Origin of the sequence: Marinovum sp. 2_MG-2023, from assembly GCF_030548265.1 — a bacterium.
Classification (GTDB): Bacteria; Pseudomonadota; Alphaproteobacteria; order Rhodobacterales; family Rhodobacteraceae; genus Marinovum.
In genome coordinates, this window is the sequence record NZ_JAUOSD010000012.1 from 98396 (window position 1) to 114379 (window position 15984).

Annotated in this window: 15 protein-coding genes; 1 reads left to right on the forward strand and 14 read right to left on the reverse strand. The window is 59.4% G+C overall.

The genetic code is table 11. From position 1 onward, the window contains the following. Positions 1-95: 95 nt before the first annotated feature. From Q4577_RS14605 to Q4577_RS14650, 10 genes are all read right to left on the reverse strand, one after another. Positions 96-662, reverse strand: a complete 567-nt coding sequence (locus Q4577_RS14605) for a membrane integrity-associated transporter subunit PqiC (protein ID WP_303470134.1) — start codon at positions 660-662, stop codon at positions 96-98. Between the two features lie 5 nt (positions 663-667). Then, positions 668-2761, reverse strand: a complete 2094-nt coding sequence (locus Q4577_RS14610; protein WP_303470132.1) for an intermembrane transport protein PqiB — start codon at positions 2759-2761, stop codon at positions 668-670. Beyond that, on the reverse strand, positions 2758-3423 hold the full coding sequence (locus tag Q4577_RS14615) for a paraquat-inducible protein A (protein ID WP_303470129.1): 666 nt from the start codon (positions 3421-3423) through the stop codon (positions 2758-2760). Before Q4577_RS14615 ends, Q4577_RS14610 begins: the two co-directional genes overlap by 4 nt. Beyond that, positions 3420-4040 carry a paraquat-inducible protein A gene (locus tag Q4577_RS14620; protein WP_303470127.1) on the reverse strand — a complete coding sequence of 207 codons (621 nt, stop codon included), beginning with the start codon at positions 4038-4040 and terminating at the stop codon, positions 3420-3422. Before Q4577_RS14620 ends, Q4577_RS14615 begins: the two co-directional genes overlap by 4 nt. Before the next feature lie 159 nt (positions 4041-4199). Beyond that, a complete protein-coding gene (locus tag Q4577_RS14625) occupies positions 4200-4472 on the reverse strand; it encodes an amphi-Trp domain-containing protein (RefSeq protein WP_244691039.1) in 273 nt (90 codons plus the stop codon). Positions 4473-4499: 27 nt separating this feature from the next. Beyond that, positions 4500-5783 (reverse strand): metallophosphoesterase family protein, encoded by a 1284-nt coding sequence (locus tag Q4577_RS14630; protein ID WP_303470314.1) that lies wholly within the window; start codon positions 5781-5783, stop codon positions 4500-4502. A 63-nt stretch (positions 5784-5846) separates the two neighbouring features. After that, entirely contained in the window at positions 5847-6533 is a 687-nt protein-coding gene (locus Q4577_RS14635; RefSeq protein ID WP_303470123.1) for a histidine phosphatase family protein, read from the reverse strand. Beyond that, positions 6526-7602 carry an HprK-related kinase B gene (locus tag Q4577_RS14640; protein WP_303470122.1) on the reverse strand — a complete coding sequence of 359 codons (1077 nt, stop codon included), beginning with the start codon at positions 7600-7602 and terminating at the stop codon, positions 6526-6528. Before Q4577_RS14640 ends, Q4577_RS14635 begins: the two co-directional genes overlap by 8 nt. Continuing rightward, positions 7599-8480 carry a GAK system ATP-grasp enzyme gene (locus Q4577_RS14645; RefSeq protein ID WP_303470120.1) on the reverse strand — a complete coding sequence of 294 codons (882 nt, stop codon included), beginning with the start codon at positions 8478-8480 and terminating at the stop codon, positions 7599-7601. The genes Q4577_RS14640 and Q4577_RS14645 overlap by 4 nt, the downstream gene beginning before the upstream one ends. Further along, complete coding sequence (locus tag Q4577_RS14650; protein WP_303470118.1) at positions 8473-10104, reverse strand: phosphotransferase; 1632 nt, start codon at positions 10102-10104, stop codon at positions 8473-8475. Before Q4577_RS14650 ends, Q4577_RS14645 begins: the two co-directional genes overlap by 8 nt. A 201-nt stretch (positions 10105-10305) precedes the next feature. Here Q4577_RS14650 and Q4577_RS14655 point away from each other — a divergent pair, with 201 nt between their 5' ends. Further along, complete coding sequence (locus tag Q4577_RS14655; RefSeq protein ID WP_303470117.1) at positions 10306-11487, forward strand: GAK system CofD-like protein; 1182 nt, start codon at positions 10306-10308, stop codon at positions 11485-11487. A gap of 124 nt (positions 11488-11611) precedes the next feature. Here Q4577_RS14655 and Q4577_RS14660 read toward each other — a convergent pair whose 3' ends face one another. The 4 genes from Q4577_RS14660 to Q4577_RS14675 form a co-directional block, all read right to left on the reverse strand. Beyond that, positions 11612-13078, reverse strand: coding sequence for a mannitol dehydrogenase family protein (locus Q4577_RS14660; protein ID WP_303470115.1), 1467 nt, complete (start codon positions 13076-13078; stop codon positions 11612-11614). A gap of 172 nt (positions 13079-13250) precedes the next feature. Then, positions 13251-14255: an ABC transporter ATP-binding protein gene (locus Q4577_RS14665; RefSeq protein WP_244691047.1), complete on the reverse strand. Its 1005-nt coding sequence runs from the start codon at positions 14253-14255 to the stop codon at positions 13251-13253. A 12-nt stretch (positions 14256-14267) separates the two neighbouring features. Continuing rightward, positions 14268-15098 (reverse strand): carbohydrate ABC transporter permease, encoded by an 831-nt coding sequence (locus tag Q4577_RS14670; RefSeq protein WP_303470112.1) that lies wholly within the window; start codon positions 15096-15098, stop codon positions 14268-14270. Between the two features lie 13 nt (positions 15099-15111). Next, the gene (locus Q4577_RS14675) at positions 15112-15978 is read right to left on the reverse strand and encodes a carbohydrate ABC transporter permease (protein ID WP_244691049.1); all 867 of its coding nucleotides are present in this window, start codon (positions 15976-15978) and stop codon (positions 15112-15114) included. Positions 15979-15984 lie beyond the last annotated feature (6 nt).

Sequence of the window (15984 nt, forward strand, 5' to 3'; positions counted from 1 at the left end):
CGGTGCCGCCCTTTGTTTTTCAAGATCTGGCAGGATCTGATCGCCACACAACGCTATTTCCGGCCATTGGCCGTGTCGGGCGCGCGGTGCGGACCCTAGCGCAACCCGTTGCGCGCGATTTCATAGGCCAGATCCTGAACCGCACGCGCCAGCGCAGCGGCGATGCTGGCCGCGCCCAATTCGCCCTGAATCGGCACCTCAAGATCGAACAGTTTCGCCCGGTTGCGACCGTTTTCGGAGGTCACGAAATACTGGCCGGACAGACGGAACACGCCATCGGTGCCTGCCAGCATATCCTCAACCCGCAGCTCGACTGTCGCCTGTGGCGAGTCTTCGAACGGCCAAGGTTCCGAGGCGACGCGCGCGCCGCTGATTTGCGTCAGATGCCGGGTCATTTCCAGCGTGATCGCGCGGGTGGGATCATCGGCCCAGAATATGCCTTCGCTTTTGCTGAGCAGGCCGAATTCATTGACAATGAACACCTCCTCTGCGCCGCCATAGGTCGGCAACGACACTTCGCGCAGCGCCACAGAGCCAAAAGCAATGCGCTGTTTCTGCTGCACTTCTGCCACCGGGATCGTGACCCGCTGTTCGACTGTGGATGCACATGCGGCCAGAACCGCAAGCAGGCTAAGGGCAGCAATGGGTCGGATTTTCAACATGGGCTTCATCGTCCTGTGAGCAGAGAATTCGGATTGCGTTCAATCGCTTTGGCCAGCGATGCAACGGCTTTGGCAGCTTTTTGTATTTCGGCCAGCGCCAGTCGGGCTTCGCGGCCCAGACCGCCATTGGCCTCATACCCTTCCAATGTGGTCAGGGCCTGTGCGACGACACCCTGCATCTGTTTGATCAATGCCGGCAATGCCTTGCCGCTTTCGGCAAAAGTATCCGCGGCCTTGCTGGCGGACACAAGTGTCGTTTCGGCGTTCTCGATGATCTTGCTGTTGCCCAGCTTGGTCAACAACGCGCTCAGATCGGCCAATGCGACATTCAATTGACCGGGCAGGGCCTTGGTTTCATCCGATGCCAGCAGGGTTTCGGTGGTCGCCAGAAGTGCGCTCAGATCGTTGCCGATCGCCTCGATCCCCAGCTTTTCGACATTGGCGGCAATGGCATTCATCCGGGTGATCAGATCGGGCACGCCGGCCACGGAACTGTTTACGGATTGCGCGGCGGTGGTCGCCTCGGCCAGGGCGGCGGTCAGCTGCGCGGCGACGGCGGCCTCGTTGAATTGCGTGATCAGCTTGTCCAGTTCGGTTACGGTGGCCCCCAACTGGGCCGGCAATGCCCGCAGATCTTCGGAATTGACCAGACCACGGGCATCGCTGAGCAGATTGTTCACATTGCCCGGCACCGCGCGGGTGTCATCACTGCTGATCAAGGCGCTGGCATTGGCCATCAGGTTTATGGCCTGTTGCATCACCTCTTCCACCGGCAGGGCGTTGATGCGTTCGAACACGCCTTCGGCGGTGGCCGACACATCGGCGATTTCATTTTCGGTGGTCGGAATGATCGGATAGCCTTCTTCGTTGTCCGACAATTCGGCGGCGGTGCCATCCGCCACTTCGACCAGCTCGACCTTCAATCCACCGGTGAGGATGGATGCGGTGGCAAGCCGTGCCCGCAACCCATTGCTGACCCGTGTGCGGAAATAGTCAAGAACCGCATCGTCGCCCGCGCCATCAGCCAGCCCAAGCCGCCCCTGACGGATGGCCAAAGAGACCGCCAACCGCACGCGATGATCGCCGAACCGTTCGTCATCAATCAGACCATTGATTGCCGAAACCCGCCCAATGCGAAACCCGTTCAGTTCCACCGGCGCATCCACCGCCAGACCTGCGATATTGTCATCAAACACCGCTGACAGGCTGAAGATGTCGCCATCCTCTGGCGCAAACAGGCTGGCCCGCGCCGAGGCTTCTTCGGAAAAGACGGTAAAGACATCGCCCGAAGCGGCCGGATCACCGCCGGAAATCATGGTTTCGAAGGTGACGCCACCAGACACCAGCGATGCAACCGAGGAAAAATCCAAAGCCGCGCCACCGGGCCCGAAAGAGAAAGAGAACCCCGACGCATCCCAAAACCGGGTGGCGGAATTGATAAGCTTGTCATGCGGGGCAAAAATCACCGCCTGAACCTCGGCGGTGGACCCATCGGCGGAAATGGTCGGGCTTCCCAGCCGCCCGACGGAAATGCCGCGAAACAGGATTGGCGCATTGGCGGTCAACGTCGCATCCCCGGTGGCCCGCAACAAAAGCCGCAAACCGCCTACGCCGCTGCGATCCAGCGGGGCATCGGCGAGGCCGGCGAACTCTTCGGTCAGCCCCTCTGCCGTATTGTCCCAGAACCCTTCGATATAGACACCGGACAACACCGTGCTGAGCCCCGAGACCCCCTGCGCGGTCACCTGCGGGCGCACGACCCAGAACTGGGCGCCGGCGTCGACGTAATCCGCCACTTCCTTGTCCAGCCGCACCGTGACCTCGACCCGGCCAAGACCGTCGGTAAATCCGACATCTTCGACCACGCCAACCGTCACGTCGCGATAGCGCAATTCGGTTGCGCCTTTTTGCACGCCGGACGCATTTTCAAAGCTGATGTGAATCACCGGACCCTTGTCCAGGTAATTCTGCACGGCAATGCCCACCACCGCAGCCAAGGCAATGACCGGGACAAACCAGATAAAGGAAATGCCCTTGAACACTCCCTTGCGCGCGGCCTTGATCGGCGCTTTGGGCGGTTGGGTGTCGGAATTCGTCACGCAGAGCGTTCCTTTTCTAAGCTGGTTTGTGATGGGCCGGTTGCGGCCGGGCTGTCGGTATCATGGTTGTTTTCGCTGTCCCAGATCAGTCTAGGATCAAGACTTTGGGCTGACAGCATCGTAAAGACGACCGAAAGCGCAAAAAACAGGCTCGCCCGTCCCGGTGTCATCGAGGCAAGGGTCTGAAATTGGACCAATGCCGAAAGAATGGCCACCACAAAGACGTCGATCATCGACCAGCGGCCAATATATTCGACGATTTCGAACAGGATCAGACGGTAATGCGCGCTGATGCTGCTTTTGCGCTGAATGCCGAGGGCCAGCACCGCGATGATCATGAATTTCGACACCGGAATCAGCACGCTGGCGATCAGGATGATCGCGGCCACGCCAAATGCGCCGTGATGGGCCAATTCCACCGCCCCTTCGACAATTGTCGCGTTCGACACATTGCCCAGCGTGCGGGTTTCCAACATCGGATAAAGATTGGCCGGGATATAACAGATCAGACCGACAAACCACCAGGCCCAGACCTTTTGCAGCGAAGCTGTATCGCGCGAGGCAAGCGTGCTGCCGCATCGGTCGCAGATCGTGCTGCCCATCGGGGACACCCGAGTGCAGCGGGTACAGGCCACCAGCCCCATGTCACGCGCGCTTGTCATTGGTCCAGCGACCGCCAGATCGAATAACGGCACATCAGACTTTCGGCGAAAACCACCAAAAGGACCATGGCGGCGAACATCCAGGCCGCCGGCCCAAAAGCGACATCCGCCAGATCAGCCAGTTTGACCAGGGCCACCGCACATCCCAGCGCAAAGATTTCCGCCATCGCCCAGGGCGTCAGCGCCTCGGCCATGCGAAAGGCGGGTTTGGCATATCGTGCCGGCGCCAGATCGCGGATCACCGGCAACAGCACATAGATCAACAACACCAGCCGCACCGCCGGAATGATGACGATGAACATCAACACCGCCACCGCCAATGCGGTCAACGCCCCGGAAAAGGCAAATGCGGTTTCCAGAATAGAGGCGCTGTGGGTCTGGCCACCGACAGAGATCGACAGAAACGGATAGACGGTTGCCCCGGCGATCAGGATAAGAACGCTGGCGGCAAGAGCAATGATCTGCTTGCCAGCCTTGCGCCGCGGCGCAATCAGCACCGTATGACAGCGATGGCAATAGGCCCGTTCATTCGATGTCACTTCCGGCACGGAATAGACGAAATCGCATTTCGGGCAGGCCATCCATTTATCCAGATCAGATTGATCCAAACGCTTCATCCTTTCATCGGACCATATGTCCGGGCATCATGTTGCATCTAGCGGAAAACCGCCGTCATGCAATGCCTGTGCAAGAGTTTAAAGCGTCAGGAAAAATCGGCAATGGCCGGGGTTAAGCGGTCAAGCGCCGATCGGAGCCGGAAATTGTCGCAATATGTTTCAAGAGTCGATGCGCGGCGTGCCCTTGCGCGGCGCGGTCTCTGACGGGTCGGTCCACGTCACCCGCAGGCTGACCTGTGATTTGCCGTCTTCGACCTCGCCTTTGATGCGGACATTCATCAGATCGGCAGTCTTCAGAACCAGGGTGTCATCGTCGTCACCCAGCACCATTTCGCCTTTGGAAAACCCCTTGGCCAAGGCGGTGAGCAGGGCCTTGATTGTTTTCGCATTCTGAAGGGATTCATGCGAAAATCGCTTGTTCGAACTGCCCATGTGATGTCTCCCGGCCCTGTCTGGTGCTCAGATCATGCGTTCAGGCGCAAAATGTTTGGCCCGCGGATAATCCCGGCTTAACCCGATCACATCTCCGGTCGGAAAGATCAAGGTTGCACCGGCGCCGATCCCCTCCAGCCCTTCCAGCCTGCGCGAGGTCCGGTCGAGGGTGATATCGCCCTCAAGATGCAGCACACCGCGTTTGGCCAACAGGCGCTGACCACGGTGATTGTTGACATGGCCCTGCACAACCATGTGGATGCCCGCCTGTGTCAGGGCGCTGACCCCGGTGTCGGTCAATTGGCAATCCGATTTGCGGTATTTGGTGCGCACAAGATTGGCCAAGGGCCCGAAATAGAACCCAAGCGAGGCCTGTTCCGCCTCTGCGCGATACCGGGCGTTAACCGCATCGGTGCCTTCGCTCGCCAACAAGGCGCACATGCTGTCACACAGGCCGGCATGCACAAACAGCAAGGAGCCGCTGCGCGTCACCACATCCATGGCGTCAAAAAACCAGGCATAGGCGCCAGCGGGTTCGAAAAATACCTCGTGGCATTTCAATGCCGCTGCCAGGATCTCGCGATAGCTCATGCCGGTGGCGGCGCAATGGGTGTCGAATTTTTTCAGCTTTTCCAAAAGCTTGCTTGTCTCTTTGCGGATCACCTTCGGGCGCACCTGACCTTTGGCCGCCACCGCAAAACGGTCCGGCCAATCCGCGCGCGGCGTCAATCGGGCCTTGCAGGCGGCCTCATCCGGCAATTGTGCCAGATCGGAGGTTGTCACGAACCGGTCCAGCACCTCGCGCAGGATTGGCAGGATCTTGCGCCCCATCCGCACAAAAAGATGTTCGCGCAGGGCATCGCGGGGCCCGCGCAGCGCCGCCACCGCCATGCGCATTCGCAGATCGTGATTGCCCGCCAGAATATGCACATCCGCGCCAGTGTGGCGCAGCGCATTCAACGCATCCAGAAGCGCCAGATTGCTTGGCCCCTTGTCGAGACTGTCCCCGCCCAGAATGATCCGGGCCTGGGTGCCGAATTCGGTCAGAACGATCCGCCCCATGTCCCGCCGGATGACGCCCGCCGCGATCAGGGACCGCAGGAATCCTTCGGCATCGGCATGCGGGTCAGAGACAAACACCACCGGACGGTCCGGCCAATGCCAGCCGCCGTTATGCCCCACACGGGCCAGACAATCGGCGATCTGGCGCTGCGCGCGACGATCCAGCCAGGGCTCTGTGTCGCGCGGCAGATCGGCAAGACAAGAATCGGTGTCAAAAACGGACGGCAAAAGATGCGCCGCAGGGTGCATGGGCAAGGGAGGGGATTCCAAGGTCGGCCTTTCCGTCAGTCGTCACCAGAGATGTCGCTGCGGTCAGTCCATCGCCTCTTCCTTGGGCGCGCGCACTTTCCACTCTCCGGTCAAGTGACGCCAGTTACCATGCGGCCCATGACAGAATAGTAACGGTTGGGCATGAAACATCGACAAACGGGCAATATCTTCGCGCGCCAGCACCCCAAGGTGATGAAAGGCATGGCGAAAGGACGCCCCATGGCCGACGTGGATTGTCAGCTGGCCGGGTGTCACCGTCGATTGCAAGTGCCCGGCGACCCGCGCCCCGGCCTGCATCAGGGATTCCGCGCCTTCCAGCGGCAGACAATAGTCGCTGTCGGATTTCCACCCGGCGGGCGGCGGCCCATATCGGGGATCATCGCGCAGCACGGCTTCGATCTCGGCCAGGGTTAGATTGGCCGCCGACCCGACCCCGCGTTCGGCAAGATCAGAGGTTTCCGTGATCCGTTCCACCCCGATGCCGCAATCCTGCAACGTGATCAGGATTTCCGACGCGGTTTGCCAGGCCCGCAATTGGCGCGACGCATGGATGACGGGGCCAACGGCCAGGTTATGGGCCGCGATCATCTCTGCCAGGGCAAGCGCCGCGGCGCGGGCCTGGGCCTTGCCCTGGCTGGTCAGGGCAAAGGGTTGCCGCGCGGACGGCGCGCCGCTGCGTTGTTCATAAGCGCCATGCCGCAGGATCGCGACAAATCCGGTGTCAGCCATCAAAAATCTGCCGTCCAAATTGCGCCAGCGCATCGAAATCGACCCGGCCCGACACTTCGCAGACCCGGACACCGCGCAGCGCGGACAAATAGGGTTCCGGCACCGGCATCGCGCCGTTGGGCTCAAACCTGCCATCCGGGTGCTGATAAAACGATCCGGGGCTTTTGACGATCGCGCCAAGCAGATCCGGCCGCCGCGTCAGATCCACTTCGGCGACATTGGTTGGCGCATCGCTGTCGCGGCTCCAGTTCAACACCCAGAAATCCGTCAGAGGCGTATCATATTGGATACGGTTCGGGCCATAGATGTCCGGGATTACCAGATCATGTTTCTGCTCCAGATCCCACAGCGCATCGGCGGGCAGCGCAAGCACCTGGGCGCGTTCCTCATCCGACAACATCCCGGACAGACGCGGATTGCCCAGAATGGTGCCGGGGTTGATGCGCGGATGTTTCGGGATGCCAAGGGCTTGGGGGGGATGTCCGGCCTTTACCAGAAGCCGGTCGTTGGACACAAACCGGGTGCTGTCGAAATCCAGCATGCGCAGGATCGAGGTCGATTTGCCGCCCCCCGACAGACCCGAGATTGCCAGGGTGCCCGCGCCGTCCGTCACCGCCGCCGCATGGCACAATTGCCACCCATCGCGAAGACAATGGCTTAGGATCTGGGTGTTGATGAAATTGATCACTGTGCTGGAATTTTCGGCCAGCGGCCCCATCGCGATGGCCCAATCCGCGTTTTGCACAAAGGTCACACCGCTGCGGACCTTTTTGATCAATCGACCGTCCGGCAAGTCGCAAACTGCATCCTTGCGGCCGGATTTTCCGGCCTCCCGCTGCCAATCGTTCCACTCTGGTTCCGGGGTCAACATTTGATCGGGCAGCAAATGCACCACGATTTCCCCCGGTTCCGGCGTCAGCGCATCCGCGTAATAGGCAACCAGTTCACTGCGCAATGCGCCGGGGCAAAACACGGTGATGCCAACCGGCCCAACCCGAAGTGAAAACGGCTCTGCGCCTTGGGCAGGGGAGAGGTCCAGCTGCGCGACGATGTCCTGTATCGTGGTCATTGGCTGACCTCTTGGATTACATGGTCCGCGACCAGCGCCGCCGCGTCGATGCCACAGCCCTTTTGCGCGCCGCTATAGCCGCCAAAGGCCGAGACCTCGAATACAATTGGCCCGTCCGGGGTCAGGGCGATATCAACGGTGGTAAAGGTCAAACCAAACGGCGCCTGCGCCTTGCGGCCCAATTCGATCAGCTCGGGCGTCGGATCAAACGCCGCATATTTGCCGCCGGAATGGATTGTCGTGTTCCAACTGTCCGTCTGGCTGACACGGGCATAGGTGCAGACATATTCGTTGTTCAGAAACACCATGCCCAGATCATGCCCCGACAGATCGGCCTTTTGCTGGATATACATCACCGGATTGGCGGCTTTGAACGTCGCGATCTGTTCTACCGCATCCGGGGCGTCATGATCCAGCAGGATCATACCGCGGGCCTTGGTCGAAAACAGTGGTTTGAACACCGCCGAGCCGTAGCGCAGCAATGCCGCCTGCGCGGCCTCGACATCTTCGGTGATGGTTGTGGCGGGCATTGGCACATCGGCATTGGTCAGGGTCACCGTACAGGCCAGCCGATCCATCAGCCGCAGTACGCTTTCAGCGGAGCTGAAAATACGCACACCGCGCGCCTCGGCCACGCGCAACATTTCCAGCCGATCCAGCGCGTCGGGGCTGTAGTCTTCGGAAATCTTTTTCAGGATCAGCCCGTCAAGACCACAGAGATCCACGCCATCGCAAAACAATGTGCCTGCCGCCAGATCCAGCGTCACAGATCCCATGTCGATCACACAGCGAAACCCGGTGCGCGCCTCCAGCGCGTCGGCCAGGGCTTCGGTTGACCATTTTCCGGGGGTCCCGATGACCCCGATTTTCTTAGTCACTAAACAGCATCCTTATCGGCAGTTTGAAGCGCGCCTCGCGGCCCACGGGCACGGCCAACGCACAGTCAAGAATATAGCGGGCGCGCAGCATCATGCGTTTGGCATGGCCGCGATCCACCACAAAGCGGGTCGAACTGGCAAAGGACCGCGCAAGCCCCAGCGCCAGACGATATTCAAATGTCGGGTCCTTGTGGCGGCGGGCGAATTTGGCCGCCATGTCATGCATGTCTGCGGCCACATTTGCAATCCGCGCACGCGTGCCCGCATCCAGCACCTGAAGCCGGTAGTTCGACACCATGAACACCGACACGTCCTGAACGTAGTCCATATAACGCGACCGGTGCAGGTCGATAAAACGGATCTTTTTGTCCGCCCCGTCATAAATCACATTGTCGAGGTTGAAATCGCCATGAATATAGACCGAAAACGGCGCTTTGACCGTCTTTTCCCGGGCGGCGGCGGCGGTGATCAGGGCATCGAAACTTTCGATCGCCAGACCATTGATGCCAAGCCGCCCATGGCCGTATTTCGGGTGCAGACGATAGACATCCTGCATCCGCTTGGCCAGTTGCTCCATCGCGGCCATTTCGGCCGGCTCGTCTGTCCGGGTCTGCCGCCAAATGTCGCGCACGGTCTTGTACAGGGCATTCTGTGCTTCTGCCAGACCCGCATCACTGCCGCCCAGCACGATATCCTCAAAGGTTTCGCCCTGGAGATGTTCGATCAAAAGCGCCGCCGAATTGCCGCGTTTTTCATAGGAAAATATCTCGGGCGCCAGACCGGGGTAGACCGAATTCCAGCTTTTCACGCCAACGCGCTCTTCCTTGACCTTGCGCCGATCCCCGTCCTTGAACACCACAGCGACAGAGTCGCCCTTGGCGTTGCGCATGGTGGCGCTGGAAATTGCGCTGCCGGACCGGGTTTCGGCCAGCGGCTGCAATTTGACCTCTTCGTCTTTGCCAGCCCCGGCCAGAACGCTGCGCAGGGTGAAATAACGTTCAAATTGAACCGGTTGACCGATGTTGATCGACAGGATCGCCTCGCTGATCGCCTGAACCGCTTCGCCCATGCGATAGATTTCGTTCAGAACCAAAAGACCATGCGCCAGGTCGGCGGCATGTTTGGTGCCCTGCATGTCGCGGGTATAGGTGCGGAACAATTGGTCATGCAGCACGACAAGTTCGGCCCGTGCGGTGCCGATCTTGACCGCCAGTTTGCTATCCCGGGTGTCAAGCGCATCAGGGACCAGCGCCACCGAGGCCCGGACCAGTTTCACCGGCGCAACATAGGCATCGGCGCGCAGAAGTTTCTGGCGCTCGACGCCTTCGGCATGTTCGACGGCGCGCCGGCCCAGCCGGGAAATCAGGTCCAGATTGCGGGCGATGGTATCCACCGCCTGAAGCTGCATTTGCCGCGCGCTGCCCTCTTTGGTGCGCATCATGCCGGCCAAACAGCCCTTGCGCACCCGCGACGACAAATTGTGGGAATACCCGGCGCGCCCGATCAAGTGATGGGCGGTCTCGCTGCGCGGCGCATCGAAATAGGCGGTCAACCGCGACAGTTGACCATCCATTTCTGCCAGCAGAAACGACATGTTTTCTTCGACGACATCGGGCATCTTCATGACAAAGCCCCAAGGGCACCGGAAAAGTGTTGCCAAACAGGCCCGGATCGCGCCGTAAATTGATCAGATCTGGCCCTGCAAAAGACAAGATGCAGCGGCAGACATATGTGGTAATCGGATTTCATGCGGCCTTATGGCTGCGAAGTATAACAATTCAAAGACAGAAATTGCCGTGCCTCAATCAGTCGGAACATAACTGCCATGACGTCTATTCGGATTACGCGTGACCTGCGACTGCCTGATGATCTGCGGGTGGCCCGGGCGCGCAGTGCGCCACATTTGGGGCCGCGTGTGCTTTTCTTTAGCGGCGGCAGCGCGCTGAATGACATTTCCCGCCAGTTGAAACGGCTGACGTTCAATTCGATGCATCTGATCACACCCTTTGACAGCGGCGGCAGTTCCCAGGCGCTGCGGCTGGCGTTTGACATGCCTGCGGTCGGGGATCTGCGCAGTCGGCTGATGGCGCTGGCGGATGAAACCGTATTGGGCCAACCGGATGTGTTTGCGCTGTTCAGCCACCGTCTGTCCAAAACCGCGCCGCAGGCCGAATTGCGCCAGCAGATCGACCAGATGACCTCGGGCAAACATCCGATGATCGCCGCTGTCGCAAAACCGATGCGGCAATTGATCCAGACGCATTTGCGTAGTTTCTGCGATCATGTGCCCGCCGATTTCGATTATCGCAACGCCAGCATAGGCAATCTGATCCTTGCGGGCGGGTATCTCGACAATGGCCGCGCGTTAGAGCCGGTTCTGTTCCTGATGTCGAAAATGGTGGATGTGCGCGGTCTTGTGCGCGCGGTGGTGGATGAAAACCTGCAACTGGGCGTCGATCTGGCGGATGGTCGTCGCATTCTCAGCCAGCGATTGATCAGCGGCAAGGAAGTTGCGGCGCTCAAAAGTCCGATCATGCGTATTTTTCTGAACGATGGCCGTGAAGAGATTGCGCCGAACAAAGTGCCGCTGCCCAAGCGCAATCGCAGGCTGATCGAGCGGGCCGATGTGATCTGCTATCCGCCCGGCAGTCTCTATTCCAGTGTGATTGTCAACTTGCTGCCCGCCGGGGTGGGCCGTGCGGTTGCGCAGCGCCGGGTGCCCAAGGTCTATCTGCCAAGCCTGGGCCCCGATCCCGAGGCAATTGGCCATTCCCTGGCTGAACAGGTCGATGCCATCCTGACGCCCCTGCGCGCCGATGCCGGGGATGACACCCCGGCCAATCACCTGATGACCCATGTGCTCTGCGATACGTCCTGGTCGGAAAAAGCATGCGCCACCGTCACCAAACGCCATGGCATTGCCTGTCACCGCATGGACCTGCGACAGGGCAAAAGCGACCGTTATGATCCGGAAAAGATTGCGGAAATGCTGGTGTCACTGGACTAAATGGGCTGTGCCACCGGCGACATGCCTCTTTGCAAGGTCATGCCGCCGATGGTGTGCGGGATCGGAACCCGTGCCCTTGAAAACCGGGCAGGGTGCGGATTGCTCCGCCCCGACCCGTCACTCGTTACAACTCTTGATAGGCTTGCAAGGCGGCTTCGACGCCTTTTGACCAAATCAGGGTCAACCATTTACGAAAATCACTGCGGAACTGCGCGTTGTCAGCCAAAGCACCATATAGTTCGCGCTGTGCCAGCCAATGATCCGGGTCTGATTTGGCCAGTTTGGCCGTCGCGGTCAAACGTGCCCAGATCGGATCATTTGGTTCGATCACGCTGCCATTTTCGCGGGTGCCCGCGCACATCCGTGCCCAAAGCGCCTGTGACAATGCCAGCCCGGAAACCGGCGTGCCCGCCGCCAATGCATCGCGGATACCCGGCAACACCGCCCCGGTGTGGCGCGACGATCCGTCAAAGGCGACCCGGCGCACGGTGTCATAGATCTTGGGGTTAGCAAATCGCCCGCTGATCAGATCGACATAGGCCGCCGGCGTCATGCCCGGCACGTCATGCACATGCGGCGCGATTTCGGTCAATGCGACCTTTTCCAGATAGGCCCGGATGCCGTCATGCGCCATGGTGTCGGCGATGGTTTCAATCCCGAGGATCTCTGCCGGGGCGGCGATAAGCTGATGACCGCCGTTCAGCATCCGCAGCTTCATCGCCTCGTAGTCGTGCACCTTGTCAGACAGGGTGGCGCCAACCGTTTCCCAGGCCGGGCGACCATTGCAGAAATCATCTTCGATCACCCATTGGCGGAAATTTTCGTGGGTGACCGGCGCGGCGTCCTCGACCCCGATGCTGCGCGCCAGCTCCAGCTCCTTTGGGCCGGTCGCGGGCACGATGCAATCGACCATGGAATTGGGAAAGCTGGAGTTTTCTTCGATCCAGGAAGCCAGATCGGCATCCATCAATCGGGCCAGCCCGATCACGGTTTCCCGCAGCTTGACGCCATTGCCCGGCAGGTTGTCACAGCTTTGACAGGTAAAGGCTGCATGACCCGCGTCGCGCCGCGCGCGCAGGGCGGCAATCATCGCGCCAAACGCGGTCCGCGGCGTGCCGGGATTGGCGACATCATGTTGAATATCGTCCTGGCTGGCGTCGAATTTCTTGGTTGCGGGATCAAGATAATAGCCGCCTTCGGTCACGGTCAGCGCCACAATGCGAATGGCCGGATCGGACATCTGCGCTATCAGCGGGCCATTTCCGTCGACAATTGGCACATAGTCGATCATCGACCCGACAACCTCGGCCGAGGTGCCTTTGGGATCAAGTTCGATCAATGTGGTCAGGTAATCCTGGGCTGCAAGGCGCGCGCGCTGGGCTTCGTCAAAGCTGCGCACACCGGCGCCAATGATGGCCCAATCCTGCGCTTTTCCGGCCTGCATCAGCCGATGCAAATACCACGCCTGGTGCGCGCGGTGGAAATTTCCAAGACCAATATGCACAATGCCCGGCGTCAGCTTGGACCGGTCATACGTCGGGCGCGCAATGGCTGCGGGCAGGTCATTCAGGGTCGCGTCGGACAATTTCATCTCTGGTCCCTTTCCGGTCAGCTCTGCACGCTGGCCGCCATCGACATGGGGCAAATAGGAAACAACACTTGCTCTGGTCCGGCGGGGCCGGACAGAGGGTGCCGTGGATTTCATGGCGGATGGGATGCACCCTGGCCGTCAGGGCCGGGGCGCATCCCCTGCAAAGGTTGGATCAGCTAATCCGAAGCCCATCGGCCCCGAATTTATGCAAATGCTGCATCTGCGGTGTCAGATAGACGGTATCCCCATGTTTTACCGCCACTTCCCCCCCGGCCCGCACAGTCAGCGGATCGCAACCTTCGATGCCATGGATGTGGATGAACGTGTCGCTGCCCAGATGTTCGGCCACACCAACCGTGCCTTGCCACTGGCCTTCGGTTGTCGAGACATCCAGATGCTCCGGGCGAATGCCGATGGTATGGGCATTGTGTTTCGCCGCTTCGCTGCCTTCGATCAGGTTCATCTTGGGCGATCCGATAAAGCCAGCCACGAATTTGTTGCGCGGCTCGCGATACAGTTCCAGTGGAGAGCCGACCTGTTCGATCACACCGGCCTGAAGCACCACAATCTTGTCGGCCATGGTCATCGCTTCGACCTGGTCATGGGTGACATAGATCATCGTGGTTTTCAGACGCTTGTGCATCTCCGAAATCTCTAGCCGCATCCCGACCCGCAAAGCCGCGTCGAGGTTTGACAGAGGTTCGTCGAACAGGAACGCCGAAGGTTCACGCACAATCGCACGGCCAATTGCCACACGCTGACGTTGCCCACCCGAAAGCTGACCCGGGCGCCGATCAAGATAATCGGTCAGGTTCAGCGCCTTGGCGGCGGCGTCGATCCGGCGGGTCTGCTCGGCTTCGTCCATGCCGGCCATCTTCATCGGGAATGCGATGTTCTTGCGCACCGACATATGCGGATAAAGCGCATAGGATTGGAACACCATCGCAAGACCGCGTTTGGCCGGGGGCAGGTTGGTCGCATCCTGGCCGTCGATGTCGATCTGACCGGATGTGATATCCTCCAGCCCGGCAATCAGACGCAGAAGGGTGGATTTACCACAACCCGAAGGGCCGACGAAAACCGTGAACTCGCCTTCGTGGATGGTCAGATCAAGCGGCGGGATGACGTTGACATCGCCAAAGCTCTTGGTGACTTGGTTCAGTTGAATTTGTCCCATAATCTCTGGTCCTTATTTCACAGCGCCGAAGGTCAGGCCGCTGACGAGTTGTTTCTGGCTGAACCAGCCAAGAATGAGGATCGGCGCAATTGCCATGGTGGATGCCGCGCTGAGTTTGGCGTAGAACAGGCCCTCGGGGCTGGAGTAGCTGGCGATGAACGCGGTCAGGGGGGCCGCTTTGGCCGCTGTCAGGTTCAGGGTCCAGAAAGCTTCATTCCAGGCGAGGATAAAGTTCAGCAACATGGTCGAGGCGATGCCCGGGATGGCCATTGGCGTCAGAATGAACAGGATCTCATCCTTCAGACCGGCACCGTCCATCCGACCCGCTTCGAGGATTTCACCGGGGATTTCCTTGAAGTAGGTGTAAAGCATCCAGACAATGATCGGCAGGTTCATCAACATCAGCACGATGATCAGACCGGTGCGGCTGTCCAACAGGCCAAGTTTGATGAAGATCAGGTAGATCGGGTAAAGCACCCCCACCGCCGGCAACATCTTGGTCGACAACATCCAAAGCAGGATGTCCTTGGTTTTCTTTGATGGCACAAAGGCCATGGACCAGGCGGCGGGGATCGCAATGATCAGCCCCAGGATGGTTGATCCGCCCGCGATGATGATCGAGTTCATCAGAAACCGACCATAGTTCGACCGGTCCAGAACATCGCTGTAGTTTTGCAACGTCCAGTCAAAGGCAAACAGGACGGGTGGATCGGAAATTGCCTGTGCTTCGGTTTTGAAGCTGGTCAGGATGGTCCACAGGATCGGAAAGAAGATCAGCAGACCCACAGCCCAGGCAGCGGCGGTATTGATCGCTTTGCGTTGATTGGTAACGGCACGTGCCATGATTAATATCTCCTCACGCGTCCAGGTTCTTGCCGACGATGCGCATCAGGAAGATGGCAACGATATTGGCCAGAATGATTGCATAGACACCACCCGCAGACCCAAGTCCGACGTTCTGGCTTTCCAACACGCGCTGGAAGATCAGATATGTCAGCGTCCGAGATCCAAATGCACCACCTGTGGTCACGAAGATTTCGGCAAAGATCGACAGCAGGAAGATCGTCTCGATCAGGATCACAATGGTGATCGCGCGGCTGAGGTGCGGCAGAATAATGTAGTAAAACCGTTTCAGAACCGGTGCGCCGTCCATTTCCGAGGCTTCAAGCTGTTCACCGTCCAGCGATTGGATCGCGGTCAACAGGATAAGCGTGGCAAACGGCAACCATTGCCAGCTGACAATTGTAATGATCGAAAACATCGACGCATCGCTAAGCCATTCGACCGGTTGAGCCCCAAAGAATTTCCAAAGATGCGCGAAAAGCCCGTTCACAGGATCCATGAACATGTTCTTCCACACCAGCGCCGACACGGTCGGCATGACAAAGAAGGGTGCAATCACCAGGATACGGACAACGCCCTGGCCCCACATCGGTTGGTTGAGCAGGATGCCCAGAAGCACACCGAACACGACGGTGATCAACAATGTGCCGCCAACGATGACAAGGGTGGCCTGGACACTCGGCCAGAAGGCCGAAGAGGTGACGAACCGGACATAGTTGTCAAATCCGGCCCATCCAAGATCGCCACCGCGCAGGGGCAGGTATTTCTTGAATGAGAAATAGAGCGTCATGATAAGGGGAACGAGCATCCATCCAAGGAGTAGAATGACTGCGGGTGCCATCATCATGCGTGCTGCGGATCGGGAGTGTTGGGTCGCCATGACGCG

What these genes read in the sequence shown, in the direction of transcription:
- Q4577_RS14675 (WP_244691049.1), bottom strand. Translation starts at nt 15,978, where the DNA reads ATGGCGACCCAACACTCCCGATCCGCAGCACGCATGATGATGGCACCC.
- Q4577_RS14655 (WP_303470117.1), top strand. Translation starts at nt 10,306, where the DNA reads ATGACGTCTATTCGGATTACGCGTGACCTGCGACTGCCTGATGATCTG.
- Q4577_RS14615 (WP_303470129.1), bottom strand. Translation starts at nt 3,423, where the DNA reads ATGACAAGCGCGCGTGACATGGGGCTGGTGGCCTGTACCCGCTGCACT.
- Q4577_RS14620 (WP_303470127.1), bottom strand. Translation starts at nt 4,040, where the DNA reads ATGAAGCGTTTGGATCAATCTGATCTGGATAAATGGATGGCCTGCCCG.
- Q4577_RS14625 (WP_244691039.1), bottom strand. Translation starts at nt 4,472, where the DNA reads ATGGGCAGTTCGAACAAGCGATTTTCGCATGAATCCCTTCAGAATGCG.
- Q4577_RS14670 (WP_303470112.1), bottom strand. Translation starts at nt 15,098, where the DNA reads ATGGCACGTGCCGTTACCAATCAACGCAAAGCGATCAATACCGCCGCT.
- Q4577_RS14640 (WP_303470122.1), bottom strand. Translation starts at nt 7,602, where the DNA reads ATGACCACGATACAGGACATCGTCGCGCAGCTGGACCTCTCCCCTGCC.
- Q4577_RS14660 (WP_303470115.1), bottom strand. Translation starts at nt 13,078, where the DNA reads ATGAAATTGTCCGACGCGACCCTGAATGACCTGCCCGCAGCCATTGCG.
- Q4577_RS14630 (WP_303470314.1), bottom strand. Translation starts at nt 5,783, where the DNA reads ATGCACCCTGCGGCGCATCTTTTGCCGTCCGTTTTTGACACCGATTCT.
- Q4577_RS14665 (WP_244691047.1), bottom strand. Translation starts at nt 14,255, where the DNA reads ATGGGACAAATTCAACTGAACCAAGTCACCAAGAGCTTTGGCGATGTC.
- Q4577_RS14650 (WP_303470118.1), bottom strand. Translation starts at nt 10,104, where the DNA reads ATGAAGATGCCCGATGTCGTCGAAGAAAACATGTCGTTTCTGCTGGCA.
- Q4577_RS14635 (WP_303470123.1), bottom strand. Translation starts at nt 6,533, where the DNA reads ATGGCTGACACCGGATTTGTCGCGATCCTGCGGCATGGCGCTTATGAA.
- Q4577_RS14605 (WP_303470134.1), bottom strand. Translation starts at nt 662, where the DNA reads ATGTTGAAAATCCGACCCATTGCTGCCCTTAGCCTGCTTGCGGTTCTG.